At 64.6% G+C, this 26,006-nt stretch carries 19 protein-coding genes and 3 pseudogenes; 5 read left to right on the top strand and 17 right to left on the bottom strand.

Going from position 1 to position 26,006, the window contains the following annotated elements:
- Positions 1–180: 180 nt before the first annotated feature.
- From BTN82_RS23490 to lon, 3 genes are all read right to left on the bottom strand, one after another.
- Positions 181–816 (bottom strand): lysoplasmalogenase, encoded by a 636-nt coding sequence (locus BTN82_RS23490; RefSeq protein ID WP_075121475.1) that lies wholly within the window; start codon positions 814–816, stop codon positions 181–183.
- A gap of 1 nt (position 817) precedes the next feature.
- Positions 818–1,210, bottom strand: a complete 393-nt coding sequence (locus BTN82_RS23485; protein ID WP_075121474.1) for a protease inhibitor I42 family protein — start codon at positions 1,208–1,210, stop codon at positions 818–820.
- A gap of 211 nt (positions 1,211–1,421) precedes the next feature.
- Positions 1,422–3,842, bottom strand: a complete 2,421-nt coding sequence (gene lon, locus BTN82_RS23480) for an endopeptidase La (RefSeq protein WP_075121473.1) — start codon at positions 3,840–3,842, stop codon at positions 1,422–1,424.
- A 403-nt stretch (positions 3,843–4,245) separates the two neighbouring features.
- Between lon and BTN82_RS23475 the strand changes: the two genes are divergently transcribed.
- On the top strand, positions 4,246–6,588 hold the full coding sequence (locus tag BTN82_RS23475; RefSeq protein WP_075121472.1) for a putative bifunctional diguanylate cyclase/phosphodiesterase: 2,343 nt from the start codon (positions 4,246–4,248) through the stop codon (positions 6,586–6,588).
- Positions 6,589–6,657: 69 nt separating this feature from the next.
- Here the strand turns inward: BTN82_RS23475 and BTN82_RS23470 are convergent, their stop codons facing one another.
- The 6 genes and pseudogenes from BTN82_RS23470 to BTN82_RS23445 form a co-directional block, all read right to left on the bottom strand.
- A complete protein-coding gene (locus BTN82_RS23470) occupies positions 6,658–6,960 on the bottom strand; it encodes a hypothetical protein (protein WP_075121471.1) in 303 nt (100 codons plus the stop codon).
- 119 nt (positions 6,961–7,079) lie between these two features.
- Complete coding sequence (locus tag BTN82_RS23465; protein WP_075121470.1) at positions 7,080–7,373, bottom strand: hypothetical protein; 294 nt, start codon at positions 7,371–7,373, stop codon at positions 7,080–7,082.
- 229 nt (positions 7,374–7,602) lie between these two features.
- Positions 7,603–7,923, bottom strand: coding sequence for a hypothetical protein (locus BTN82_RS23460; protein ID WP_075121469.1), 321 nt, complete (start codon positions 7,921–7,923; stop codon positions 7,603–7,605).
- A gap of 642 nt (positions 7,924–8,565) precedes the next feature.
- Entirely contained in the window at positions 8,566–10,986 is a 2,421-nt protein-coding gene (locus tag BTN82_RS23455; protein ID WP_075121468.1) for a glucose/quinate/shikimate family membrane-bound PQQ-dependent dehydrogenase, read from the bottom strand.
- Between the two features lie 140 nt (positions 10,987–11,126).
- A complete protein-coding gene (locus BTN82_RS23450; protein ID WP_075121467.1) occupies positions 11,127–12,500 on the bottom strand; it encodes a carbohydrate porin in 1,374 nt (457 codons plus the stop codon).
- A gap of 284 nt (positions 12,501–12,784) precedes the next feature.
- Positions 12,785–14,823 (bottom strand): annotated as a pseudogene (locus BTN82_RS23445) (TonB-dependent receptor).
- Positions 14,824–15,150: 327 nt separating this feature from the next.
- Here BTN82_RS23445 and BTN82_RS23440 point away from each other — a divergent pair.
- Both BTN82_RS23440 and BTN82_RS23435 read left to right on the top strand, forming a co-directional pair.
- Positions 15,151–15,381 (top strand): VF530 family DNA-binding protein, encoded by a 231-nt coding sequence (locus tag BTN82_RS23440; protein ID WP_053280713.1) that lies wholly within the window; start codon positions 15,151–15,153, stop codon positions 15,379–15,381.
- Positions 15,382–15,390: 9 nt separating this feature from the next.
- Positions 15,391–16,059 carry a Pr6Pr family membrane protein gene (locus BTN82_RS23435; protein ID WP_075121466.1) on the top strand — a complete coding sequence of 223 codons (669 nt, stop codon included), beginning with the start codon at positions 15,391–15,393 and terminating at the stop codon, positions 16,057–16,059.
- 73 nt (positions 16,060–16,132) lie between these two features.
- Here the strand turns inward: BTN82_RS23435 and BTN82_RS23430 are convergent, their stop codons facing one another.
- From BTN82_RS23430 to BTN82_RS23420, 3 genes and pseudogenes are all read right to left on the bottom strand, one after another.
- The gene (locus BTN82_RS23430) at positions 16,133–16,915 is read right to left on the bottom strand and encodes a siderophore-interacting protein (RefSeq protein WP_075121465.1); all 783 of its coding nucleotides are present in this window, start codon (positions 16,913–16,915) and stop codon (positions 16,133–16,135) included.
- Positions 16,912–17,486: pseudogene (locus tag BTN82_RS23425) on the bottom strand (PadR family transcriptional regulator). Before BTN82_RS23425 ends, BTN82_RS23430 begins: the two are co-directional and overlap by 4 nt.
- A gap of 255 nt (positions 17,487–17,741) precedes the next feature.
- Entirely contained in the window at positions 17,742–20,849 is a 3,108-nt protein-coding gene (locus BTN82_RS23420; protein WP_075121464.1) for a transglycosylase domain-containing protein, read from the bottom strand.
- A 581-nt stretch (positions 20,850–21,430) separates the two neighbouring features.
- Here BTN82_RS23420 and BTN82_RS23415 point away from each other — a divergent pair.
- A pseudogene (locus BTN82_RS23415) lies at positions 21,431–22,839 on the top strand (amino acid permease); the annotation flags it as partial.
- Between the two features lie 94 nt (positions 22,840–22,933).
- Here the strand turns inward: BTN82_RS23415 and BTN82_RS23410 are convergent.
- The gene (locus BTN82_RS23410) at positions 22,934–23,533 is read right to left on the bottom strand and encodes a hypothetical protein (RefSeq protein WP_075121462.1); all 600 of its coding nucleotides are present in this window, start codon (positions 23,531–23,533) and stop codon (positions 22,934–22,936) included.
- 8 nt (positions 23,534–23,541) lie between these two features.
- Positions 23,542–24,024 carry a papain-like cysteine protease family protein gene (locus BTN82_RS23405; RefSeq protein WP_261793015.1) on the bottom strand — a complete coding sequence of 161 codons (483 nt, stop codon included), beginning with the start codon at positions 24,022–24,024 and terminating at the stop codon, positions 23,542–23,544.
- Between BTN82_RS23405 and BTN82_RS31650 the strand changes: the two genes are divergently transcribed.
- Positions 24,013–24,150, top strand: a complete 138-nt coding sequence (locus tag BTN82_RS31650) for a hypothetical protein (protein WP_261793014.1) — start codon at positions 24,013–24,015, stop codon at positions 24,148–24,150. The genes BTN82_RS23405 and BTN82_RS31650 overlap by 12 nt on opposite strands.
- A 232-nt stretch (positions 24,151–24,382) precedes the next feature.
- Here the strand turns inward: BTN82_RS31650 and BTN82_RS23400 are convergent, their stop codons facing one another.
- The 3 genes from BTN82_RS23400 to BTN82_RS23390 all read right to left on the bottom strand — a co-directional run bounded on the left by BTN82_RS23400 (position 24,383) and on the right by BTN82_RS23390 (position 25,964).
- Positions 24,383–25,225, bottom strand: a complete 843-nt coding sequence (locus BTN82_RS23400; RefSeq protein ID WP_075121460.1) for an alpha/beta fold hydrolase — start codon at positions 25,223–25,225, stop codon at positions 24,383–24,385.
- A gap of 69 nt (positions 25,226–25,294) precedes the next feature.
- Positions 25,295–25,603, bottom strand: a complete 309-nt coding sequence (locus BTN82_RS23395) for a cupin domain-containing protein (RefSeq protein WP_075121459.1) — start codon at positions 25,601–25,603, stop codon at positions 25,295–25,297.
- A gap of 76 nt (positions 25,604–25,679) precedes the next feature.
- Positions 25,680–25,964, bottom strand: coding sequence for a putative quinol monooxygenase (locus BTN82_RS23390; RefSeq protein WP_075121458.1), 285 nt, complete (start codon positions 25,962–25,964; stop codon positions 25,680–25,682).
- Positions 25,965–26,006 lie beyond the last annotated feature (42 nt).

Raw genomic sequence — 26,006 nt, 5'->3', positions numbered from 1 at the left:
CACAAGGCGCTGGTCGGTGGATCCCCCTGTAGCCGCTGCCGAGCCTGCGAGGCTGCGCCCGAGGACGCAGTCCTCGCCAAGCCTGTGCATGGGGTTTGTCTGCAAGAACGCGGCGGTAGCTGCGCTACCGATCGCAGCCTCGCCGGGGCTCGGCAGCGGCTACAGGGTTAGCGGCTACGGTCAGCGGGGTTTCTGGCCGAAGGCCGACGCCGCGATGCCCCATTGCCCCAGCCAGTAGCTGATGATGATCAGGTAAGGCGCGGCGTCGAAGGCCATCACGAAGCGGCTGATGCCGATCACGCTGTCGGAGAACACGAAGGCCACGGCGCCGGCCGCGGCCAGTTGCGCCGAGCGCTTGGGCACGTCGCTGCCCAGGCGGGCCAGGGCGCGCCAGAGCATGGCGCTGATGGCCAGGCCGTAGACGATCACCGGCACCAGCAGCGGGCCGAGGTCATGGCTGATCAGGATCGACAACAACGCCACCCCGGCGCCCAGGGCCAGCAGCAGGGGGACAGGCGCCAGGCGCCGGCAGTCGCTGGTGTAGGCCTTGAGGTAGGCCAGGTGGGCGATCAGGAACGCGCCGAGGCCGAATACGAACAGGTCGGCGGGCCAGGCCAGCAGCACGTCGCCGAGCAGGGAGAACAACAGGCCGAGGCTGATCCAGCGGCGATAGTCGCTGGGCGGCGCATCGTGCAGCCAGCCGAGCAGGGCCAGCACCGGCAGCGGCTTGACCAGCAGGCACAGCAGGGTGGCGTGGATGCTCAGGCCGTAGAGGAAGGTCGCCGCGCCCATCAGCGCCAGGATCAGCCAGCCCATGTCATTTGACCGTAATGGCGCAGTCGAAGGCTTTCACCGGCGCGACTTCCGGGGCCCAGGGCTGCTGATAGGTCAGTAGCAGGCGCCCGGTGCCGGCGGCGAAGGCCTGGAAGCGCCAGGTCGACTGCCCGGCGCTGCCCACCAGGCCACTGTCTTCGGGGTTGCTGTAGACCTCGGGGCTGATTTTGCGCAACACGCCGCCGGCCGAATCCTGGATCGCCCAGCGATAACCCGTGGTCGGGTTGCTGGGCAGGGTCAGGATCAGGTTTTGTCCGTTAATCAGTTGTACCGGGCATTCGCCCTGGTTCTCGACCGTGACGTTTTGCTTGGGTTGGCTGGCGCAGGCGGCGAGCAGGGCGAGGCTGAGGGGCACAAACAGACGAATCGGTGACATGGGTCAGAAAGCTCCGGTCATGGCAAACGCCGAGCATAACCGAAGATGGGGGAATGTGTGGCGGGGCAGAACCCCCGAATCTTTGACCTGTAGGAGCGAAGCTTGCTCGCGATAGCCGCGAAGCGGCGGTGTATCCGTCGCACCGCGTTATCGTTGGAGGCTTATCGCGAGCAATCGAGCGTCGACCGGCTGCTCCTACAAGGGCCAGCGGTTAGAACAGCACTTTGGCCACATCGGCGAAACGCTTGGCGAAGTGCACGGTAATGCCTTCCTTGAGGTAGTCCGGCAGTTCCTCGAAATGCCCGCGGTTGGCTTCCGGCAGGATCAGCTCGAAAAGCTTCTGCCGGCGCGCCGCGATGACTTTCTCGCGGACCCCGCCGATGGGCAGGACATGCCCGGTCAGGGTCAGTTCGCCGGTCATGGCCACGCCCTTCTTCGGCGCCTGGCTACGGGCCAGGGACAGCAACGCGCTGGCCATGGTCACCCCGGCGCTCGGGCCGTCCTTCGGCGTGGCGCCTTCCGGCACGTGCAGGTGGACGAACGCCTCGTCGAAGAACTTGGGATCGCCGCCGAACTGCTTGAGGTGCGAGCTGACGTAGCTGTAGGCGATCTCCGCCGACTCCTTCATCACATCCCCCAGTTGCCCGGTGAGCTTGAAGCCACGGTTGTGGGTATGGATTCGCGTGGCTTCGATCGGCAGCGTGGCGCCGCCCATGCTGGTCCAGGCCAGGCCGGTGATCACCCCGGTGCCGCTGAGCACCTGCTCGTTGCGGAACACCGGCATGCCGAGGGAGGCTTCCAGGTCTTTCGGGCCGAGCTTGATCACCGCGTCCGGCTCTTCCAGCAGCCGCACCACGGCCTTGCGCACCAGTTTGCCCAGCTGTTTCTCCAGCTGGCGCACGCCGGCCTCGCGGGCATAACCGTCGATGACCGTGCGCAGGGCCGCATCGCTGATGCTCAGGCTGGCCTTGGACACGCCGGCCTTCTCCAGCTGCTTGGGCCACAGGTGGCGTTTGGCGATGGCCAGTTTTTCCTCGGTGATGTAGCCCGACAGGCGAATCACTTCCATGCGGTCCAGCAACGGCCCGGGGATCGAATCCAGGGTGTTGGCGGTGCAGACGAACAGCACTTTCGACAGGTCCAGGCGCAGGTCCAGGTAGTGGTCGAGGAATTCCACGTTCTGTTCCGGGTCGAGGGTTTCCAGGAGCGCCGAAGCCGGGTCGCCCTGGTAGCTCTGGCCCATCTTGTCGATCTCGTCGAGCATGATCACCGGGTTCATCACCTCGACCTCTTTCAGCGCCTGCACCAGCTTGCCCGGCAGGGCGCCGATGTAGGTGCGGCGGTGGCCCTTGATCTCGGCCTCGTCGCGCATGCCGCCGACGCTGAAGCGGTAGAACGGCCGGCCCAGGGATTCGGCGATGGATTTGCCGACGCTGGTCTTGCCCACGCCGGGCGGGCCCACCAGCAGCACGATGGAGCCGCTGATCTCGCCCTTGTAGGCGCCGACTGCGAGGAATTCGAGAATCCGGCTCTTGATGTCGTCGAGCCCGGCGTGGTGCTGGTCCAGCACCTTGCGTGCATGCTTGAGGTCGAGCTTGTCGTCGCCGTATACGCCCCAGGGCACCGCGGTGGCCCATTCCAGATAGTTGCGGGTGACCGCGTACTCCGGCGAGCCGGTTTCGAGGATCGACAGTTTGTTCATCTCCTCCTCGATGCGTTTCTGCGCCTGGGGCGGCAGGACCTTGCCTTGCAGGCGCTGCTCGAACTGCTCGACGTCGGCGCTGCGGTCGTCCTTGGTCAGGCCCAGCTCCTGCTGGATGACCTTGAGCTGTTCCTTGAGGAAGAATTCGCGCTGGTGTTCGCCGATCTTGCGGTTGACCTCGGCGGAAATCTCTTTCTGCAGGCGCGCGACCTCGACTTCCTTGCGCAGCATCGGCAGGACTTTCTCCATGCGCTTGAGCATCGGCACGCAGTCGAGCACTTCCTGCAGTTCGTTGCCGGTGGCCGAGGTCAGCGCGGCGGCGAAGTCGGTCAGCGGCGATGGGTCATTGGGGCTGAAGCGGTTGAGGTAGTTCTTCAGTTCTTCGCTGTACAGCGGGTTGAGCGGCAGCAGTTCCTTGATCGCGTTGATCAGCGCCATGCCGTAGGCCTTGACCTCGTCGGTCGGCTCGCTCGGCTGGTGCGGGTATTCGACCTCCACCAGGTACGGCGGGCGATGGTGCTTGAGCCAGGTGCGGATACGCACGCGAGTCAGGCCCTGGGCCACGAATTGCAGCTTGCCGTTCTCGCGGCTGGCGTGGTGGACCTTGACCAGGGTGCCATACAGCGGCAGGGAGGAAGTGTCGAAATGCCGGGGATCTTCCGGCGGCGTGTCCATGTAGAACAGCGCCAGGGAATGGTGTTCGGACTTGCTCACCAGCTCCAGGGTTTCGGCCCAGGGTTCTTCGTTGACGATGACCGGCAGCACTTGCGCGGGGAAGAACGGCCGATTGTGGATCGGGATGATGTAGACCTTGTCCGGCAGATTCTGCCCGGGCAGCGCCAGGCCCGTACCGGAGGAGGGGTGCAGTTCGGCGTTTTCCGGGTCGGCGTATTCACTCAGGGTGTCAGGAAGTTCTTGCTGGTCGCTCATGGGGCACCTGCGCAATGGGGTATGGAAGTTAGATGGGGCAGGTGACGGACGGTTTCAATGGGCGGTGGGGCGGATCAATTATTTCAGTCCATGTCGCCGCAACGCGGTGCCGTTTTTGAAACGCTGATGGGCAGGCTGTCATTTCTGCGTGGAAACGCTAGTAAATTGGCGGCGACAGAAAAATGACATTATGAACCCCCTGATTTTATTGCGTGATCTTCTTCTCGCGGCGGTCTAATCTGGACCGATTAAATGCCGCTAAGGAAATGGCATTTATTTGACGCATCTTCAGCCGCCCAGAGGGACGCGTAATGATCAAGGGACTTTTCAGCGGGGAGCGGCGTGTGTCGCCGTGGGTGCTCAGGGTGGACGACAGCGGGGTCGCGGTGGCGAGATCCGACTCATGAAGTGGCGCCATACATTCCAGGTGAGGATCACCGGGGTACTGGCGTTATTGCTGTTGATCGTGATCGGCGTGGTGTATTTCGCCGTCAAGGCCGCGACCAATCATGCGGTGGAAAACCAGGCGCAAGTGCAACTGCAGACCGGCACCCGGGTGTTCGAGCGTCTGCTCGAACTGCGCGGCCGGCGTTTGCGCTACGGCGTTGACTGGCTGGTGGTGGACGCCGAGTTCCGCGAGGCGGTGATCAACGGCAATTCCCGGGAGATTCTCGAGACGCTGCGCCAGCACGGTACTGGCATCCGCGGCAGCGAGCTGTTCGTGCTCGGCGCCGGTGGGGCGGTCATTACCAGTACCCTGGCGGCGATCGCCGAGGGCGAGCACTTTCCTTACGACCGGGCCTTGCGCACAGCCCTGCGACAGAACAAAAGCATGCTGATCGTCGCGCTCAAGGGCCAGCCTTACCTGCTGGTCCAGGGGCAGGTGCTGACGCCGTCGCACATGAACCGGGTGGTCATGGCGTTTCGCATGGACGATCTGTTCGCCAGCGAGCTGCGTTCCATGAGCAACCTGGAGGTGTCGTTCCTCTCCTTGCAGGACGGGCGTGCGGGCGAGCTGTTCAGCACTCAGCCGGATATCTTCTGGGCGAGCATCATCACCACCCTGCGCGATTCGTCCTGGCGTTTGCGACCGCAGTTGAGCGATGCCCACGGCAAGCGTTTCCTCAATCAGGCCCTGCAACTGGCCAACACCGACGACCCCGACGACCCCAAGGTCGTGGCGCTGCTGCAAAGCCCCCTGGATCACGCCTTGCAGGCCTTCGCGCCGCTGGACCGGGAGTTTCTGGTCATTGCCGTGGTGGCGCTGGTGGTGTCGCTGGTCGGTGCCTTGTTCATGGCGCGGCGGGTATCGCGGCCGCTGACGGTGCTGGCCGAGGCGGCCCGGCGCATCGGCGAGGGCAACTACCAGGCGCCGGTGCAGCTCAAGCGCAACGACGAGTTCGGCCTGCTGGCCGAGGCGATCAACGCCATGCAGAGCGGGATTGCCAGCCGCGAACTGCAACTGGCGCACAACGCCCTGCATGATCCCCTGACCGGCCTGCCCAACCGGGCACTGGCGATGGAGCGCCTGGGCAGCGCCATCAGCGCCGGGCGCAACGTGGTGCTGCTGTACGTGGGCATCGAGGACTATCGGGCGATCAACGAAGGCCTGGGCCCGGAGGGCGTCGAGCAAATGATGCGCGAAGTCAGCCGGCGGCTGTCGGAGACGGTGTCCGCCGGGGATACCGCCGCGCGCATCACCGCCAACGAGTTCCTGTTGCTGCTGGAAAACACCGAGATCGATGGCGCGGTGGCCATGGCCGAGCGCCTGCACGCCTTGCTGAGCCGGCCGCAAACCCTCCATGGCGATGAAGTACAGCGCCAGGTGTGCATTGGCGTGGCGGTCTACCCCACCGACGGGCAATCGGCGGAAGAACTGGTCAGCCGTGCGGCCATCGCCCGTCACGACGCGGCGGCCCAGCCTGGATTCCTGCAGATCTACCAGCAGGACCGCGACCTGGCCCACCAGCGCCAGGTCGGCCTGATCCGCGACCTGCGCCGGGCGGCGGCGGAGGGCGAGCTGTTCCTGCAATACCAGCCCAAGCTGGACCTGCGTCATGGCCATGTGCACCAGGCCGAGGCCTTGCTGCGCTGGCAGCATCCGGAGTTCGGCATGGTCTCGCCGGCGGAATTCATCCCCCTGGCCGAGCGTACCGGCAGCATGAACAGCCTGACCCTGTGGGTGATCGAGGAGGGCATGCGGCAACTGGCCGAATGGAACATGCGTGGGCTGCACCTGCAGCTGTCGTTGAATATCTCGGTGGACGATTTGCATGGCAACGACCTGGCGGCGCGGGTCAGCGTGTTGCTGCAGCGTTATCGGCTGTCCGCCGAACAACTGATTTTCGAGATCACCGAAAGCGCCATCATGCGTCATCCGGAGCAGGCGCTGGAGGTGTTGCAGAGCCTGCGCAACTGCGGCATCAGCCTGTCGGTGGATGACTTCGGCACTGGCTACTCGTCGCTGGCGCAATTGCAGCGGCTGCCGGTGCAGGAATTGAAGATCGACCAGTCGTTTATCCGCAACCTCGACGAAACCAGCGGCGACGCGGTGATCGTGCGCTCCACCATCGAGATGAGCCACAACCTGGGGCTCAAGGTGGTGGCTGAAGGGGTGGAACAGGAGCGCAGCCTGCGCCTGCTGGAGCGCTGGCATTGCGACACGGCCCAGGGCTACCTGATCAGCCGCCCGCTGGGCGCCGCCGAATTTGAACATTGGCTGCTCAAGTCGCGCATGGCGACCTGAGGGCGCACGAGTATGGCGCCGATACCGCCACCGCCCCGGCCTGGCTGGCGCGGGGCTGGGGCGCCGAGGTTATTTCGTGCAGGTAATCCGCGAATAGCTCGGAGGGTCGAGCAGAATGCCCGGGGTCATGAAGGTCGAGCAGTTGAACACGCGACCCTTGGCGGTGGTGGCTTTGTAGGTCAGTTCCGAGCCGCCCAGAAAGTCCTCTTTGCCTTTGGTGACAGGGCCCATGGTGAGTTCGTCCGTGGAGGCCAGGCCAATCGCTTCGGCGGTGACCTTGTGCATCTGCAGGACGTTGGGGTTGGTTGAGCAACCGGCCAGTGCGCTCGCGAGGAGCAGGACGGCGGGGGCCAATAGATGAGCTTTTTTCATGACGTATCTTCCTTGGTGTTTCCCAGAAGCGCTCTGCGATTGCAGCAGGAGCGCTTGAGCCGCGCTGAGTCGAGGCGTTGCAAGCCGATTCCTCGGCGCCGCGAGAGCGAGCCCGACCTTTATTGCTTGGTGCATTCGGCGGGGAGCGCTACCACTCCGCCCATGGAGGCGAAGGCGACCATGCCGCCGCTGGGCAATACACAGTTGTATTCGCCGTTGCCGGTGCTGGCGGTGAAGTAGGTCTGCGAGGCGTCGCTACGCACATTGGAGACGCTGGTCACGGGCTTGCCGAGGGTGGTCTGGGCGCGGTTCTTGAGGTCGTCGTTGCTGGGTTTGGCGATGGCGCAACCGCCCAGGGCGAGTGCCAGGATGCCGAGCAGGGTGAGGGTGCGGGTAGTGGGTTGGAGTTTCATGATGACGCTTCCTTGGTGTTGTTGTGTTTCTACGACGCAGCCGCTCCCGACACCGTGGGGCGGCGGTGTTGGGGGAGCGACTGGTTGAAGGGCACTATATCGGCGCGTCGGAGGAGGGTCGATTAGCACAAATGGGCTAGTGTCGTTTTGCGATGACGGACGCTTGCGCAGAGGCCGGGAGGTGTTCTCAGGAGCGATCGGGGCGGCCGGTCCAGGTTCTGCTCGGGGCTCAGCCCAGCAGCGGCGCTTGCAAGCGCCGGCCCAGCACATCCAGCAGGTCGCAGCCGTCGCGCAGGGGGATGACGCAGAGCTGGGCGAAATCCTGGAGCAACGCCGGATTGCCGAGGAGCTGGTCGTCGCCGGCGATGTTCTCCAGTAACTGCGCCACGGCGCGGATGCGATGGGCGGCGGCTTCGTGCAGCACATCCAGCGGCGCCTCGGTGTCGATCAGCAAGCTGGGGATGGTGCAGTCGTTGCTGGTGAGGGCCATGTAGCGGCGGGAGGCGTTGTCGTCGAGGTGGGTGGGTGGATTTGGCGTGAGTTTTTTCATTGGTCTGTTCCTAACGTATGAGTCGGAGTCGCCAGAAATCACTTCCACGTAATCAGGTGGCGGCTGTACGCGGGTGTGGAAGACCGGGACGTTAGGCACCCGGCGCACTCGAAGTGCCCCGCGCACAGCCACCATAAGTGCAGGCAAAAAAAGCCCGACCCACGTTGCTTTGCGCGCCTAACGATATAAGGGCTTCCACACCCCTGTCACTGAGTTTGCAGCGACCGACAAACCATAAAGTCCATGGCCCGTCAGGACAAGGTGATGGGGTTCGACACGTGCTGTAGGAATTTTCGCTGCTGTCCTCCCGCGCCACCAGCGCTCCTACATCGATCGTGGTTGGGTGCCACCACCGCTCCTGGATCGGCATTGGCCTGTAGCCGCTGCCGAGCCCTGGCGAGGCTGTGAACGGCCGCGAAGCGGACGCCAAACCGGGCGACCCGGTGTATCAGGCAAATGGGGATACCGCCATTGCGTCCGCTGCGCAGACGTTCGCAGCCTCGCGGGCTCGGCAGCGGCTACATGGATCGCCATGGGCCTTGAGATCGTTGTGGGCGCCAGGCCTGGCAACCCAGGATTCACAGGGACAAAAAAAGGCGGCTACCCGCAGGTAGCCGCCTTTTCATTCACCGTCGGTAAGGCTTATTCCGACAGTTTGTAGGCGATGATGTAGTCGCCCATCTTGGTGCCCAGCGAGCCGTGGCCGCCGACGACCACCAGCACGTACTGCTTGCCGTCCTTGCCGGTGTAGCTCATCGGCGTGGCTTGGCCGCCGGCGGGCAGGCGGGATTTCCACAGTTCCTTGCCGTTGTTCACGTCATAGGCGCGGATGTACTGGTCCAGGGTGCCGCTGAGGAAGCCGACGCCACCGGCGGTGACCATCGAACCGCCCATGCTCGGTACACCGATGGGCAAGCCGATCGGGACCGGCGAGCTGTCGCGGCTGGTGCCGTTCTTGTGCTTCCACACCACCTTGTTGGTGGTCAGGTCGATACCGGCCACGTAGCCCCAGGCCGGGGCCTGGCAGGGCACGCCGAACGGCGACATGAACGGATGCATGATCACCGCGTAAGGCGCGCCGGTGTTCGGCTGCACGCCGGAGGTTTCGCTTTCGCGCTTGCTGCCGGCGGCCACTTCGGCGCGCGGCACCAGCTTGGAGACGAAGGCCATGTAGTTCGGGCTGGTGAACAGCAGGTGGCGGACCGGATCGATCGACACGCTGCCCCAGTTGAACACACCGACGTTACCCGGGTAGATCAGGCTGCCCTGGACCGACGGCGGGGTGTACTGGCCTTCGTAGCGCAGTTCCTTGAACTGGATGCGGCACAGCATCTGGTCGAACGGCGTGGCGCCCCACATGCCTTTTTCTTCCAGTGGCGGCGGCAGCAGGTTCAGGTCCGAACGGGCCTGGGTCGGTGCGGTGTGGTCGCCTTCGACCGCGCCGGTCGGCGCCGGTACTTCCTGGATCGGCACGATCGGGGTGCCGTCGCGGCGGTCCAGCACATACAGGCTGCCTTGCTTGGTCGGCTGGATCAGCGCGGGCTTGATGCCGTCCGCGGTCTTCATGTCCACCAGGGTCGGCTGGCTGCCGACGTCCATGTCCCACAGGTCGTGGTGGGTGAACTGGTAGTTCCAGCGCAGCTTGCCGGTGTCGATGTCCAGGGCCACGGTGCCGGCGCTGAATTTCTCGGCGCCCGCGGTGCGGTTGCCGCCCCACTGGTCAGGCATCTGGTTGCCCAGCGGCAGGTAGACCAGGCCCAGCTTCTCGTCGACGCTGGCCAGGGACCACATGTTCGGCGAGTTGCGAGTGTAGGTCTGGCCTTCCGGTAGCGGCGCGGTTTCGTCGGGGTTGCCGGCGTCCCAGTTCCACACCAGGTGGCCGTCGTGCACGTCGAAGGCGCGGATCACGCCGGACGGCTCGTTGGTCGACTCGTTGTCGGTCACGTGGCCGCCGATGATCACCAGGTTACGGGTGATGGCGGCAGGCGATGTCGAGTAGTAGCCGCCCGGGGTGAACGGGCCGATACCGGCTTTCAGGTCCACCGCGCCTTTATTGCCGAAGTCTTCGCAGACCTTGCCGGTGTCGGCGTTGATCGCGATCAGGCGCGCGTCGGCGGTTGGCAGGAACAGGCGGCGCGGGCAACTGGCGGCAATCGCCTGGCCGGCGGCGGAAAGGCTGGCCGGGGTGCTGATGGCGTCGCTCTTGGTGAAGCTGGCTTCGTCGTAGTACGACACGCCACGGCAGGTCATGTGCGCCCAGCCGCGGAAGTCGTCACCGTTCGGACCCTGGATCTTCGGGTCGAAACGCCAGATTTCCTTGCCGGTGTCCGGGTCCAGCGCCAGCACCTGGCTGTGGGCGGTACAGGCGTAGAGCTTGCCGTTGACCTTCAGCGGGGTGTTCTGGTTGGTGATCTCCACCGGGTCCTTGGCGGTCGGCATGTCGCCGGTGCGGATGCGCCAGGCTTCCTGCAACTTGCCGATGTTGGCCGGGGTGATCTGCTTCAGCGGCGAGTAGCGGTCGCCGAATTCGGTGCGGCCATAGGCCTGCCAGTCGCCTTCGGGCATGGTCGGCGCGGCGCTGGTGGTGTCGGCGGTTTCACGGCCCAGTTCGCCCGAGATCTCGCCCGGGTTGGTGAACTGGCTGCCGATCGCGGCGCCACCGGCCAGGACCACGGCCACGCCCAGTACCGCGGTACCCAGCGGCGCCGGGCCGTTGCGCAGCAGCGGACGACGGAACCACGGCAACAGCAGAACCACACCCAGGGCGAAGAACAGCGACAGACGCGGCACCAGTTGCCACCAGTCCAGGCCGACTTCCCACAGTGCCCAGATGGAGCTTAAGAACAGCACCACCCCGTACACCAGCAATGCAGCGCTACGGCCTGCCAGCAGCAGCACGCCGCTGATGACCAGGCCGATACCGGCCAGCAGGTAGTACAGCGAGCCGCCGAGCATGCTCAGCTTGATCCCCCCGGCCAGCAAGGCCAGGCCCATTAGCAGCAGCACGATACCGAGCAGGCTCGGCAGCAGGCGGCTCGGACTTGAAGCACCCTCTGTGCTCATAGTGTGGTTCTCCGTGATGTTTAAGGTATTCCCGCGCTTGTTCACTGTAGATGACGATCAAGCGCGGGTATGGTTCAGCGGTGTTTGGGAAAACGTTTCGAGAAAACAGTTTTATTCAGATTGAACGGCTCCAGGGCCGGTCAGAACGAGCTCTGGATCTTGATCCCGCCGATCAGCGCGTCGTCGACCTGATCCACGCCGCCCGGGTGGCGGATGTATTGCAGGTTCGGGCGCACGGTCAGCCAGTTGGTCACATGCACGCCGTAGTACAGCTCGGCGCTGTATTCGGTGTCCTGGGGCGGCAGGTAGTCCGGGTTGTCGTAGTCGTAGACGACCTTGGCCTGGTTCTGCGCCTCGGCATTCTTGCGGTACGCCGGGTTGACGTGGACCCGGGCCATGGCGAAACCGATGTCGTCCTTGGCGCGCGCATCGAACAGGCCCTTGTAGACCAGACCGGCCTGGACATAGTTGTCGATGGCGTTGGTCTTCTTGTCGTGCATCGTCGCGTTGGCGAACAGGCTCAGGCCCCGCGAGTGGTCGCTGGCCAGGCTGGTGATCTGCTGTTGCGCACCGAGCCACAGGCCGTGCTTGCTCGAACTGCTGCGGTAGGCGTCGCCGCTCAGCGCGGCCGGCTGGCCGTTGCTGTCCTTGTAGACGTCGGTGGCCTTGGCGCTGCTGTAGTAGTAACCGGCGCGGTATTCGCCCGGCAGCCCGCCCGGCTTCGGCGACCACACCAGCTCCACCGGCAGCAGGGTGCCCTGGGTGCCGCTGCCGCTGAGCTTGAAGCCGTTGTTGCGCTCGAGGTTGGAGGGGTTCTGCTCGTAGGCGCCGACCTGGGCGTAGAGCTCAGGCGTCAGGTGATATTTGACCCGCAGCGCCCACTGGCTGACCGGCCAGTTGTACCAGACGCTGCCGGCCCAGTTGCCGACCTGGGAGCCGCAGAACGCCAGGTTCTGGAAGTCGCAGGGAAAGCTGTTGAAGTCTTCGCCCTGGCCGAAGCGGCCGACCTTGATGTCGAGGGCCTGGTCGAGGAATTTCTGCTGGTACCACATCTGTGTCAGGCGCCAGGTCTGGCCGCGGCCCCAGACTTCCTGGGCCGAGGTGAAGCCGCCGACCCGCGGGTCGTTGATGCGGTCGTTGCTGATGTTGTCGCCGTCACGCTTGGTGATGGTCAGTTGGAATTCGGCATCGTTCCAGCCCAGGATCTTGTCCAGGTCCAGGTGGCTGCCGAAGGCGAACTGGTCGCTGAAGCGCGCGGTGCGGTCGTGGTCGTAGCCGCCGTGCAGGTTGGAACCCATTTCGCCGACAAAGTCGACCTTGAAGTCGTAGCCTTTTTTCGCCAGTTCGCTGCGGGTGCCGTTCCAGTCGCCGAGCATCCAGGGCGACTCGCTGTCGAAGGCCGGCGCGGCCTGGGCGCAGGTGGCCAGGCCGAGGGCGCTGAGCAGGGTCAGGGTCTTGGGCAGAATTGCAGGGTGAGAGACAGCGCTGTCTTTAAAGGTTTTAGCGTCAGGCATACAGTGAAATCTTGGTCTTGTTCAAGGAAGTGGGCAGGCAAGCAAAGGCTCGCGTCACTCGGTTCGCATCGGCGCGAGCACGCAGGCATCAGCTGAGGCAAAAGGCAGGATTAAAGGTTTCAGCTTGAGCCGCGCGAAGGATAAAACAGCCCGCTAGGCCAGAGAAAGGGCTTTTGTTGACATGGATCATTTCGGATCCGGTAACAGTGCGCGCTCCCGGCGCGTTGTGCGCCGGGAAATCCTTGGCGTGCGACGGCCCGTTGCAGGCCGCCGCGGGTGTTGTCTTAGAACGTGGTCCGCAAGCCGAATTCGACGCTGCGGCCCTGGGCCGGGGCGATGTCGCGCAGGATCGAGCTGGCGTAGCGCACGGTCTGGTTGGTCAGGTTCTCGCCCTTGACGAAAGCCAGCCACTGGCTGCTGCCGATATCGAAGTGGTAGCCGGCGCTGGCGCCCAGGGTGGTGTAGCCGTCGGTGCCGCTTTCGTTGTCGGGCACGCGACCCTGGCTGGCGGCGTGTTCGACGTCGATGCGCGCCTGCCAGCGGTCCAGTTCCCACAGCAGGCCGCTGTTCAGGCGCAGCGGGGCGATGCGCGGCAGGGCCTGGCCGTTGTCCAGGTTCTTGGCGCGGGTGTAGTCGCCGGACAGTTCCAGGGCGAATTTGCCGTAGGCGCTTTCGCCGAGTTTCCAGTGGTCCTGGGCCTCGATGCCGGCAAAGCGCGCGCGCACGCCGGAGTAGCGGTATTCAGGCATGCCGCCGGCGTCTTCCTCGCCCTCGTCGTTCAGGGTGCGACCGCTGCCGAGCAGCCCGATATAGTTGGAGAAGTGGCTGTAGAACACCCCGACGCTGCCTTTGTGGGTGCCGTTGTCAAAGCGCAGGGCCAGGTCGCTGGACACGGCTTTTTCCTTCGACAGGTTGGCGTCGCCGACTTCATAGGTGCCGGTGGCCACGTGGGCGCCGTTGGCGTACAGCTCGTAGAAGGTCGGGGCGCGTTCGGTGTAGCCCAGGGTCGCGGCCAGGGACCAGATCGGCGTCAGGGTATAGACCGCGCCGGACGACAGGCTGCCGGCGGTGAAACTGCTGGAACTGTCGGCCTGGCTGAAGCGCTCGTTGCCTTTGCTGTCGGGGTCGACGCGGGTGTGTTCCAGGCGCCCGCCGAGGCTGAGTGTCAGGCGGTCGGTGGCCTGCAGCTCTTCGAGGATAAACAGCGCGGCGCTGTCGGTGTCGGTCTGCGGTACGAAGGCTTCTTCGCCGAGGGCGGAAAATTCGCTGCGGGTGACTTGTGCGCCGACCACGCCATTGAGCGGGCCCAGGGGCAGGTGACGGGCTTCGACGCGGGCTTCGTAGCCCTTGTTCTTGAAGGTGGTGCCGGTTTCCCCGCCTTCGATTTCGCGGTGCTCGTAATCGGTGTAGCCGGCGTCGAATTTCAACGAGCTGAACGGGCCGTCGAGGTTGCGCAGTTCCGAAGCGAAAGCGTAGTGGTCCTGCTTCATGCGGATGCGCACGTCGTCTTCGGCCGGCGATCCGTAGTTGGCGTCGTAGTTGCTGTAGGACAGCCCGGCGTAACCGTCGTCCCAGGTATAGGAACCGCCGACGGCGCCGCCGTCCTGGCGGCCGTCGCTGTTGCCCAGGCGGCCTTTCTTGCCGTCGCCGTCTTCACTGGCCGGGGCGTGGCGGCTGCGGGCGTAGCCGGGGATCTTCAGGTCGTTGAACTGCCGCGAGTTGGCGTCCAGGTGCAGGGCGAAGGTGCCGTTGCCGGCTTCCAGCTTGCCGGCGCTGCTGCGGGTGGTGTCGGCGCCGCCGTAACGCAGTTCGCCGGCACCGTGGATGCCTTCGATGGCCTCGGTGGGATGCGGTTGTCGAAGGTGTTGACCACGCCGCCGATGGCGTTGCCGCCGTACAGCAGGGCGGCCGGGCCGCGGACGATCTCGATGCGGTCGACGTTGACCGGGTCCAGCGGCACCGCGTGGTCGTAGGACAGCGACGAGGCGTCGAGGGCGCCGACGCCGTTGCGCAGCAGGCGGATGCGGTCGCCGTCCAGGCCGCGAATGATCGGCCGGCTGGCGCCCGGGCCGAAGTACGACGAAGACACGCCGGGCTGCTTATTCAAGGTTTCACCGAGGCTGCCTTGTTGTTGCAGGGTCAGGGCGTCGCCTTCGAGCACTGTGCTCGGCGCCGCGGTTTGCTGGCTACCCAGTGGGTTGGCGGTGATGACCTGCGGTTGCAGCTCCAGGGCGTGGGCTTGGGAGCCAAGCAGCAAGGCGGCGGACAACGGCGTCAGGCGCCAGAACAAAGAGCGAGAAGGGCGGGAGGCGGAGAGGGACATCGGTCATTCCTTGGCAAGCGTAGCGCTGGGCGCTTTGAGGCAAAAGAGAACAGGGGTGACACGGCGAGGTGTCTGGATCGGGGTTTGTTTTGTGTTGATACAATATAACATCTCTTTTTATTCAAAAAGAAAGGAACTTTTTTCAACGCGCCTGAGAGGGGCTCCAATGTCGCCGCTGCCGCAGGTTGCGAGCGCGCGGTGATCTCATGGGTATCAACGCCTGCGCCAGCGGCTACAGTTGATTCAGCGTGCGCGTTCGCCTCTTCCACCTGACCGGGTGCTCGGCTAAGGTGCGCGACTTTCCTTTCTCTCGCTCGAAGGCCCGGCATGACCGCAACCAACAACGACCCGCTGCACGGCGTCACCCTGGAACAGATCCTCAAGGCGCTGGTGGAGCATTACGAGTGGCGGGGGTTGGCCGAGCGCATCGATATCCGTTGCTTCAAGAGCGACCCGAGCATCAAGTCGAGCCTGACTTTCCTGCGCAAGACGCCTTGGGCGCGGGAGAAGGTCGAGCAGCTGTACGTGAAATTGCAGCGCACCAAACGCCCGCTCTAAGGACATCCGATGGCGGTCGAGGCGGTTTTTCCTTCAGGCGGCAAACGGTTGTTCAGCGCGCTGGCGGCGTTGCTCGGCTGGACGGGGCTGACGATCCAGTTGTACCTGATCCTCCACCTGCGCTGGACGGTGGAAGCCAGCCTGCTGGGCGGACTGATCAACTTCTTCAGCTTTTTCACCGTGCTCAGCAACACCCTGGTGGCGGTGGTGCTGACGTGCGCGCTGAACCTGCGCAGCTCGCGCGGGCAGCGGTTTTTCCTGCAACCCTGGGTCATTGGCGGTATCGCGACCAGCATCCTGGTGGTGGGGCTGGCCTACAGCCTGCTGCTGCGTCACCTGTGGCACCCGCAGGGCTGGCAGCTGGTGGCGGACGAGTTGCTGCACGACGTGATGCCGCTGCTGTTCCTGGCCTGGTGGTGGTGCTGTGTGCCCAAGGGCTGCCTGAGGGCGCGGCATGTCGCCGGGTGGGTGCTCTACCCGCTGCTGTATTTCGCTTATGTGCTGCTGCGCGGGCATGTGTTGGGGCTGTATCCCTATCCGTTCGTCGACGTGGACAAGCTGGGCTACGCGCAGGTGTTCATGAATGCGCTGGGCATTCTGGCGGGGTTCGTGCTGGTGGCGCTGTTACTGGTGGGGATTGATCGGTGGCGGGGTAGTGGTTCGGTGGCGTCTGGCTGAAGGGCATCGCGAGCAAGCTCGCTCCTACAGGTCCATGGGGTCGTGTAGGAGCGAGCTTGCTCGCGATAGGTTTCTATTCTTCCTCGCTGCCGTCCAGGCGCCAGTAACCGGCGGCCTTGACGAATTCGTCATTCAATTGGTGCTCGTCCAGCAGCACCCGGCGAACCTGCCGCGAGACTTTGCTTTCCGTGGCCACCCAGGCGTACAGCTTGCCGCCGGGGACTTGCAGCCCGCGCACGGTGTCGAGCAGGTCCTGGTTGCGGTCGCGCTCGACCCAGATCACGTCCACCTGCGCCGCGCTTTCCAGCGCTTGCCGCTCGGCTGCGTCCTGCACCTCGATCACCGCCAGCACTTGGCGTCCGGCCGGCAGTTCTTCCAGGCGGCGGGCGATGGCGGGGATCGCGGTCTCGTCGCCGATCAGCAAGTAGCTGTCGAATATATCCGGCACGATCATCGAGCCCCGCGGTCCGCCGATATGCAGGAACTGGCCGGGCGTGGCCTGTTCGGCCCAGGTGGCGGCGGGGCCGTCGCCGTGCAGGACGAAGTCGATGTCCAGCTCGCCGATATCCAGGTCGTAGCGCCGCGGGGTGTAGTCGCGCATGGCCGGCATCGCGCCGTTGTCCTTGCCCGGGCCGAGCACCAGGGTGTCTAGCGCAGCCTGCTGTTCGGCGTTCTGCGGGAACAGCAGCTTTATATGGTCGTCGCTGCCCAGGCTGATGAAGCCGGCCAGTTCCGGCCCGCCCAGGGTGATGCGGCGCATGCGCGGGGTCAGGTCGACCACTCGCAGCACCTCCAGGCGGCGGCGTTTGATCTCGTGGCTGACTCGATGAATGGTGTTCGAATTATCGGCGGTCATTCAGCTGACTCCTGTATGGAAGGGGTGGCCGGGCCGTCGACGATGGCGCGGGCGGTGTTGTTCAGCAGGTCGCGGACCCGCACGATTTCCTGTGGGTTCCAGCGGCCGTGGTGCATCTGCAGGGCATGGCGCAGGTTGTGCACGGCTTCGTGGATTTCCGCCGGCCGATCGTGGCCGCGCAGCGAGCGTTTGCTGACGTCGATACGCATGCGTACGCCGTCCAGGGCAATCGCCTGGTCTTTCAATGACAGACGACCGGCGTCGGTCGCGCTGTAGCGTTTTTTCCCGCCTTCGGCGTCGCCGCTGATCAGTTCGCTCTCTTCGAGGAAGGTCAGGGTCGGGTAGATCACGCCGGGGCTCGGGCTGTAGGCGCCGTCGAACATGCCCTCGATCTGGCGGATCAGGTCGTAGCCGTGGCACGGCTGTTCGGCGATCAGCGCCAGCAACAGCAGCTTCAGGTCGCCAGGGCGAAGACCCGCGGGCCGCGACCGCCGCGTTCGCGGCCTGGGCGTTTTTCGAAACCGTCGTGGCCGTCGCCGTATTCGCGATGGGGGTGGTGGTGCTCTCTCATTTTCTCTTTCTCCTGTGCAGTTAAGACATAACTTAAGATATATCTTAAAAACTGCGCAAGCGTTTCTACGCTTACCGGACCTGCCGTTGGTCGGAGAATGAAGATTCGCCAGGAAATGGAGGGCACCTGTAGCCGCTGCCGAAGGCTGCGATCGACTCCGCGGGAGGCGCACTCTTGAGAGAGGTCCTGCGGCCCTTGGCGCAGCCTGCGGCAGCGGCTACAGGTGGCGGCGGGCCTTGTCTACGGGGGAGGGCGTCAGCGTTGCGCCACGCCGCCCAGGCACTGGGTGCTGCTGCCTGGCTGCAAGTACGGGGTGAGGATCGGCGCCATGCCCTTGAGCACCTGGACCGGCAGGGCCGAGGTGAATTTGAAGGCCTGGGCCGAGGCGCCAGGCACGTAGGCGGTGAGGGTGCCGAAGTGGTGTTCGCCGATATAGAACACGAAGGTGGCGGTGCGGTTGATCGACTTCGAGCTGAGAATCCGTCCGCCGGAGCCGATGGCTTCGATGCGGTTGTCGCCGGTGCCGGTCTTGCCGCCCATGGCCAGCGGGGTGCCGTCGGCCAGCTTGAAACTGCCGGAGACGCGCTTGGCGGTGCCGGCGTCCACCACTTGCGACAGGGCCCCGCGCAGGGCCACGGCGACTTCCAGAGGCATCACCCGCTTGCCCTCGGCCGGGTCGTTGACCAGTTTGGTTTCGTAAGGCGTGTCGGCGGCGAAATGCAGGCTGTCGATGCGCAGGGTCGGCATGCGCACGCCGTCGTTGAGGATGGTCCCGACCAGCTCGGCCAGGGCCGCGGGGCGGTCGCCGGAACTGCCGATGGCGGTCGCCAGGGAAGGCACCAGGTGGTCGAAGGGATAGCCGACTTTCTGCCAGCGCTGGTGAATGTCGAGGAACGCCTCGATCTCCAGCATGGTGCGGATGCGGCTGTCGCGCGCGCTCTTGTGCCGGCTCTTGAACAACCAGCTGTAGACCTCCTGGCGCTCGAACTCGCTGGCCTTGACGATCTGGCTGAACTTGGCGTCGGGGTTGTTCAACAGGTAGCCCAGCAGCCACAGGTCCAGCGGGTGGACCTTGGCGATATACCCCTGGTCGGGCAGGTCGTAGGCGCCGGGGCCGTAGCTGTAATACAGCTTGTCGAGGCGTTCGTCGGTGAGCTTTTCCGGCAGCTTGGCGCCCTTGAGGTGCGAGCGCACGAAGCTGTTGAAGCTCTCCTGGCTGGCTTCCGGCAACAGGTAGCGGTGCACGGCGGCGAGGCGGATCGCCGTCGGGTGCATGCTGTCCAGGAAGGTGTCCAGGCGCTCCTGGGTGTCCTTGTTGCGGTATTTCTTCCAGAACCGCAGGAGGAACGACGTGCCCTCGCGGTCGGCGAACTTGGCCAGGTATTCCTGGCGCCGCGGGTCGCCGTCGTCCTTGAGCAGGGCGGCGCTGTTGTTGGGGCCGGCGTAGGTGCTGTAGCGCACCAGGTCGCGCATCAGGCGGATGAACGGCAGGTTGATGGACTCGCGCAGGGCATCGCGCAGGGTCGGCATGCGGCCGTTGTCTTCCTTGCGGAAGTTATGAAAGGTGTGCAGCCCGCCGCCGGTGAAAAAGCTTTCGCCGGGGCTGGCCGAGTATTTGCGGTCCAGGGCCGCCTCGAGCATTTTCGGCAGGCTGCGGTCGTTGTTCTGGATCAGGTAGTCCACGGCCCAGCGGCTCAGGCGGTCCTGTTCGGCGATCTCGACTTTCTTCAGCGCCGCCGGGGTTTCGGCGCCGTAGCGATCATGCAGTTCGGCGACGATCTGCAAGTAGGTGGTGAGCACCCGCAGCTTGGCGGTGGAGCCCAGCTCCAGCTTGCTGCCTTCGTTGATGTCGAAGGGCTGGTCGGTGCTGTCGGTCTGGACCCGCACGCGCGAGCCGTCCGGCGTCAGTTCCAGCAGGGTAAAGCTGTAGCGGACCTGGGTGGTGCTGGTGGGAGTCAGCAGGCGTTCGCCGAGCAGGCCGATCTGGCCGGCGAACACCGGGTCGGCCAGGTGCTTGAGGTAGTCGGTGGCCTGGCGTTGCAGGTCGCTTTGCAAGGTGCTGGTGGCCGACAGGTCGAGGCGGTCGAGGTCGTACAGCGGCCGGTTGAGCAGGCCGGCCAGGCGGCTGCGGGCAACGCTGATGCCCTTGTTGGTCTCGATCGGCTGGATCGTCGGTTGCTGCACCCAGTCGCGGAACGTGACCTTGCTCGCCAGGGCCGCGGCCGACAGCGGCGTATCGATCACCCCGTTCTGGGTCAGCAGGCGGATATGGCTGTCGGTGAGGTCGGCCAGCTCGTCGCGGCCCTTGGACAGATAATGCGAAGGCCGGCGCTGGGCAATCATCAGCGACAGCACCTGGCGCAGGGCCAGGCCGCGCTGCGCCAGGCTCTGCGGATCACTGGCGGTGCTGGCCAGCTGTTGGTTGACCTGGGTGAAGTCGGCGCCGTACCAGACCCGCAACCCTTCGGCCATGCCGTGCACTTCGCCGTGGCCGGGCACGGCCGACAACGGCACGCTGTTGAGGTAGTCGCGGATGATCCGCCGCCGGGCCTCGAGGGTCTGCTGGCCGCCTTGGTAAGCCCGTACGCTGGCGGAAATCATCTGCCGGATCTTTTCCGCGCCGGAGACGGTCAGGCCGTCCGGCGAGTGCCGGTATTTCTCCAGCTGGGTCGCCAGGGTGCTGCCGCCGGCTGTCTGGCCGGGCAGATGCAACAGCTTGGCCACTTGCGACCAGGCGGCCTTGGCAAAGCGCGGCCAGTCCACCGCCGGGTTGGCCAGGGGCTGTTCGGGGTCGAGCAGGTCGCGGTTCTCGATGAACAGCAGGCTGTGCACCATCACCGGCGGGATGGCGGCAAAGTTTGAATAGAGCTGTTGCGGGTACTTGAATTGATAGAGCGGCGCCGCGCGGCAATCGGTGATCGACAACCCGGCCTGGATTTTCTCGGCATAGGGCACGAAAAAACCGTTTTCGCTGTAGTCCATCAACGCAGCGGAAAAGCGCGTCTGCGCCTGCACCACATAACCGCGCTTGAGCAGGCGCGACAGGAACTCGTCGAGGGCGCTGTAGCCCAGGCGCTTGTCGAAGGGCCCGGCGCCCGGGTAGACCACCGCGTCGCTGGGGCCAGGGGCCATGGAGTAGCTCAAGTCGGCGGCGAACGAGCTGAATTCGCGGGCTTGCAGCTTGGAGGTGCGGACCTCCTTGGACACGGCGAACCCCAGGGCGATCAGCGCCATGAGCAGCAACAGCCAGAACAGCCGCCACCAATGCCGGCTCGAATGGGGTTTTTCAGGGATAGGCGCTTCTTCCACGCGATCAGTTGGCACCACGGTTTTACTCGAATCGGTCTGCCACAAAGCACCCATAGTCGACTGATCCATTCACGCAGATTGATCGGACTTGTCTGAAGCTTAGACGGTGGTGGGCGATGGTGAAAAATTTGTGATTGGCCTGAAAACATTCCGTCGCCCCCTGTAGGCGCGAGCGTGCTCGCGATGGTCGTCAACGATGACGCGGTGTATCCGAGGCATCGCCGCGCCTTCGGGTTTATCGCGAGCGAGCTCGGTCCTACAGGTCTCGGGGCGAGGCGGGAGAGGCTTGAGATAGAGCCGTATTGGCCGGTAAATACGCCCTAGGTAGGGGCATGACGCTGCCCCATGGCTGTGCAATACTCGGCGCCGCTCAAAAATGACAAAAGATCAAAATCTCAGGTCATGCTCCTCCGTAAAACCGGTCGATACCGAGATTTCTTTCTGAATTTAGCTGCTTATAGAGTGAAAAAGCCTCTCGCGAGCTTTTTATACTGCACGCCCCACTGATCTTGCAGGATTTGTCCTACAAGACGCATCGGCCCACAAGGTCGATCCGCTCTGGCTGGCACGGGCTACCCGTGCGTGCCTCGCAGACTCGGTGGCTCAATCCAATAACAAGATGAGGTTGTATCCCTATGCCAGTTGGCAACCACCTGCCCCAAGGCGAGACCGCTAACGGCGGCCCGCTGAAACGCGAACTCGGCGAACGGCATATTCGCTTGATGGCGCTTGGCGCCTGTATCGGTGTCGGCCTGTTCCTCGGTTCGGCCAAGGCCATCGAAATGGCCGGCCCGGCCATCATGCTGTCCTACATCCTCGGCGGCCTGGCGATCCTGGTGATCATGCGCGCCCTCGGCGAGATGGCGGTGCACAACCCGGTCGCGGGTTCCTTCAGCCGCTACGCGCAAGACTACCTGGGCCCGCTGGCGGGCTTTCTCACCGGCTGGAACTACTGGTTCCTGTGGCTGGTGACCTGCGTCGCGGAAATCACCGCGGTGGCGGTGTACATGGGCATCTGGTTCCCCGATGTGCCGCGCTGGATCTGGGCCCTGGCGGCCCTGGTGAGCATGGGGTCGATCAACCTGATCGCGGTCAAGGCCTTCGGTGAATTCGAGTTCTGGTTCGCCCTGATCAAGATCGTCACCATCATCGCCATGGTCATCGGCGGCGTCGGTATCATCGCCTTCGGTTTCGGCAACGACGGCGTGGCCCTGGGCATCTCCAACCTGTGGACCCACGGCGGCTTCATGCCCAACGGCGTGACCGGCGTGCTGATGTCCCTGCAGATGGTGATGTTCGCCTACCTGGGCGTGGAGATGATCGGCCTGACCGCCGGCGAAGCGCGCAACCCGCAGAAGACTATTCCCAATGCCATCGGCTCGGTGTTCTGGCGCATCCTGCTGTTCTACGTGGGCGCGCTGTTCGTGATCCTGTCGATCTACCCGTGGAACGAGATCGGCACCCAGGGCAGCCCGTTCGTGATGACCTTCGAGCGCCTGGGGATCAAGACCGCCGCCGGCATTATCAACTTCGTGGTGATCACCGCGGCGCTGTCGTCGTGCAACGGCGGCATCTTCAGCACCGGGCGCATGCTCTACAGCCTGGCGCAGAACGGCCAGGCCCCGGCCGGTTTCGCCAAGACCTCGCACAACGGCGTGCCGCGTCGCGCGCTGCTGCTGTCGATCTTCGCCTTGCTGCTGGGCGTGCTGCTGAACTACCTGGTGCCGGAAAAAGTCTTCGTCTGGGTGACCTCCATCGCCACCTTCGGCGCGATCTGGACCTGGGTGATGATCCTCCTGGCCCAGCTCAAATTCCGCAAAGGCCTGAGCGCCTCGGAACGTGCCGGCCTGAAGTACCGCATGTGGCTGTACCCGGTCAGTTCCTACCTGGCCCTGGCGTTCCTGGTGCTGGTGGTGGGGCTGATGGCCTACTTCCCGGACACCCGCGTGGCGCTGTATGTCGGCCCGGCGTTCCTGGTGCTGCTGACGGTGCTGTTCTACCTGTTCAAGCTGCAACCGAGCAATGTCCAGCAGGGTCAGGCGCGTTCGCTGTCCTGACCTGCTGCGCCATGCGGCTGTGCATGGCAGGCATGAGAAATCCGGCGCCCCGCAAGGGCCGCCGGATTTTTTTTGCCCGGGTCAGCCGCCCAGGGTGCCGCTGGTATCGGCGTCGAAAATGGCCTTGGCCGTTCGCGCCGCGGGCGCCAGCAGTGTCAGCAAGGTCGTCTCGCTGTGGAGCTGATGGGCCGCCAGGGTTTTCGGCGTGGGCTCGATGGGAATCAGTACCTCTTCATCGAGCCGATGCAGCCAGACTGCCGTCACCTGCAACGCCGGAATGAACAACAACCGCAGCTCATAGCTTTTTCCCTGCAGCCGGGGGGCCTGTTCCGCCAGGTCCAGGGCGCTGACCGCGGACGCTGCCAGGGCGCCGTGGTTCAGCGCGGAGAATCCGACCTTGCCGGCCACCTCGGTCAATTGCGCATCGGCGATCGTCACTCCCGCGTCGAATACCAGGTAATGCCAATCACCGGCCCTGGCCTGGGCCAATCCCTTGTCCTGGGCCAGGTCCTCCAGGCTGAGGGTGTAGCCACGAAATGCCTGGGACAGGCTCAGGTTGCCGGCACGGGCGTTGGCAAACCCGCGGTTGATGCCGAAGCCCTGGGTCCGCAGGGCCGCCTGGAGCGCCGAACGCAGTTGCTGGACGCCATCGACGGGCGCCTTGGGGTAAGTCAGTTGCATGACGCCTCCTAGTTTTTCCGGGTGAAGTAGGTGTGGGTCCAGTTGCCGCCGCCGTTGTAGGAACCGGGGAAGCTGTTCAGGGCGCGGGTCGAGTAACCGTAGATCGAGTCCGCCACCAGGATGTAACCGCCGTCGCTGCCGTAGATCGTCAGGAAATGCGCGCCGCCGCCGTACCAGGCACAGCGCAGGCCGACCGGCCGGCCCATGCCGAGCTGGTTCTCGATCGCCGGCATCTGCACCCGGCTCTCGCGCATGCCGCCGTAGCTGCGGGTGGTCCGCAGCGCCGAGTCCAGGTAGCCGTAGACGTTGCACGGCCCGGGTTGGCTGCAGCAGGAGTTGCGGCCCAGTTCGGCGTTGGCCACCGCGCACTGGGTCCAGGAACCGGTGCCGTAATAGTTGCCGACCGAAGCGGACAGGGCCGCCCAGCACCAGTTGCTCTGGGTTTGCTGCTGCACGCTGAAATTGAGCCGGGCGGCGGCTTGGGGAGCCATTTCGGCCTGTGGATCGACGTCGCTCAATTGCGGGTCGAGCAACGTACCGGCCAGGCACTGGGGCAGGGCCTGGGGGTGCCGCTTGGGGTTGAGTTGCTACTTAACATGTTCATCCTCCATGAATGAAAACCAGCCTCCGGCTGGGTTGTCGTTGCGTAGTGGCTATTGCGAGTAGCCGGACCCGGGGAGTGGTTGCCGCGCCGTGCCAGCCTCGATGGCCTGCGCTGACCGGGTCTGAATACAACTCTAGAATAATTATGCGTAAATGCAATTTTATTATGCGTATGTGCATATTGAGGGGTGTGGATGTCCCTGATAAGGGGGGCATCCGTGGCTGGGGCCGAGAGGGGCGCCGGGGCTATTGGTCGTCGAGGAAATGTTCCAGGGCTGCGTTGAACAAGCCCGGGTCCTGGAGGAAGGCGAAGTGGCTGACGTTTGGCAGGATCAGCAGCCCGGCGCCGGGAATCGTCGCCGCCATGTATTCGGTGTGCTCGCGCTTGATGGCTTCATCATGGTCGCCATCGACGATCAGCACCGGGGTCTTGATCTTCGCCAGGTCGGCGTCGCTCCAGTTGGGCTGGCTGGCCCACATGTGGCTGATCTGCTCGACAAAAGCCTGGTACTCCTTGGGCGTCGGCGACAGGCGGGTGTATTCCTGGCCCGCGCGTTCGATATAGGCGGCGAAGGTCGGGTTGTTCTCCACGCCTTCCTTGACCCCGGACGTCCGGGTGTTGGCGGCATAGGCGAAGACCTTGCCGACCCGTTGCGGATAGCGCATGGCCAGGTCCAGGCCAAGGATCGCGCCGTCGCTCCAGCCGACGATATCGGCGCGGGGGATCTTCAACTGGTCAAGCAGGGCGATGACGTCGTCGGCCATCAGGTCGTAGCCATAGGGCCGGGCATCCCGGGTGCTGCGCCCGTGGCCGCGGCTGTCGACGCTGATCACCGTATGCCTGGCGGCCAGGGCCCGGACCTGATGCCCCCAGTAGTCGGCATTGCCCAGGCCGCCATGCAGCAGCACCACCGGCGAGCCGTGGCCGATCTTGCTGTAGTAGAGGCGGATGCCATTGACCTCGGCGGTCCCGACTTGTGCCCCGGCCACCGGGGCCGGCGTGGGCGGCAGGGTTTGCCAGCGTTCGCTGGCAAAGGCGCTGTTGAACGACATCAGTAGGGCGATCACTGCGAATAGACGACGAGGCATGGGCTTCTCCGTGCATGGGCCCGCCGGTCGGAGCGACCTTGGGGCAGGTGGTTACCGCGGTTGAGTCAATCAGGGGGCCGGCTGCACATCGATGATCACCAGGGTCCCGTGGCTGCCGGGCAGCACGCTGTGGGCCTGGCCGGCCGGCACCAGGTACATCTGGCCGGGCAGGACTTCCACGGTGGCGCCGGCAATGCCCAGGCGCAGGCAGCCCTGGGTCACCAGCAGCCCTTCGTTGAAGTCGTGGGTTTCTTCCTGATAGGGCTGCTGGTCCATGCGCAGCACCTTGATACGGGCCGGGCCCACCTGGCCCACCAGCGAGGATTGCCAGGGGGCAGGCAACTGGCGGGACAGTTGGTCGAATGACAGCAATGGCATGGCGGATCTCCGAACGGTCAGCGAGGGTTTGTTCTGCTTTCGGTGGTCCGGTCAAGCATGGGCAGGGTCGGGTGTTCTAGAACTCGTCCATCAGCAGCACGCGGCACTCGCGGCTCTGAAAGGCGTTGATCTGCGGCACCAGGCGGGTGAAGTGCTCGGTCTGGCAGTGGGCGTCGAGGGCGGCGCGGTCCGGCCACTGCTCGATAAAGATGAAGTGCCCGGGGTCTTTTTGATCGACGAACAGATCGTAGGCGATGCACAGCGGTTCCTGGCGGGTTTTCTCCACCAGTTCGGCGTACCACGGGCGTACGGTGTCGAGGTGTTCGGGCTTGATGAAGTCTTCGGCGATGACTTTGAGCACGGGGGTTGCGTCCTTTGCGGGTCGAAAAAAGCCCCGGCGCCA

The organism is Pseudomonas chlororaphis, from assembly GCF_001921865.1.
Taxonomy (GTDB): Bacteria; Pseudomonadota; Gammaproteobacteria; order Pseudomonadales; family Pseudomonadaceae; genus Aquipseudomonas; species Aquipseudomonas chlororaphis_D.
Note: the sequence above shows the minus strand (reverse complement) of the source record. Positions and strands in the feature narration are given on the sequence as shown.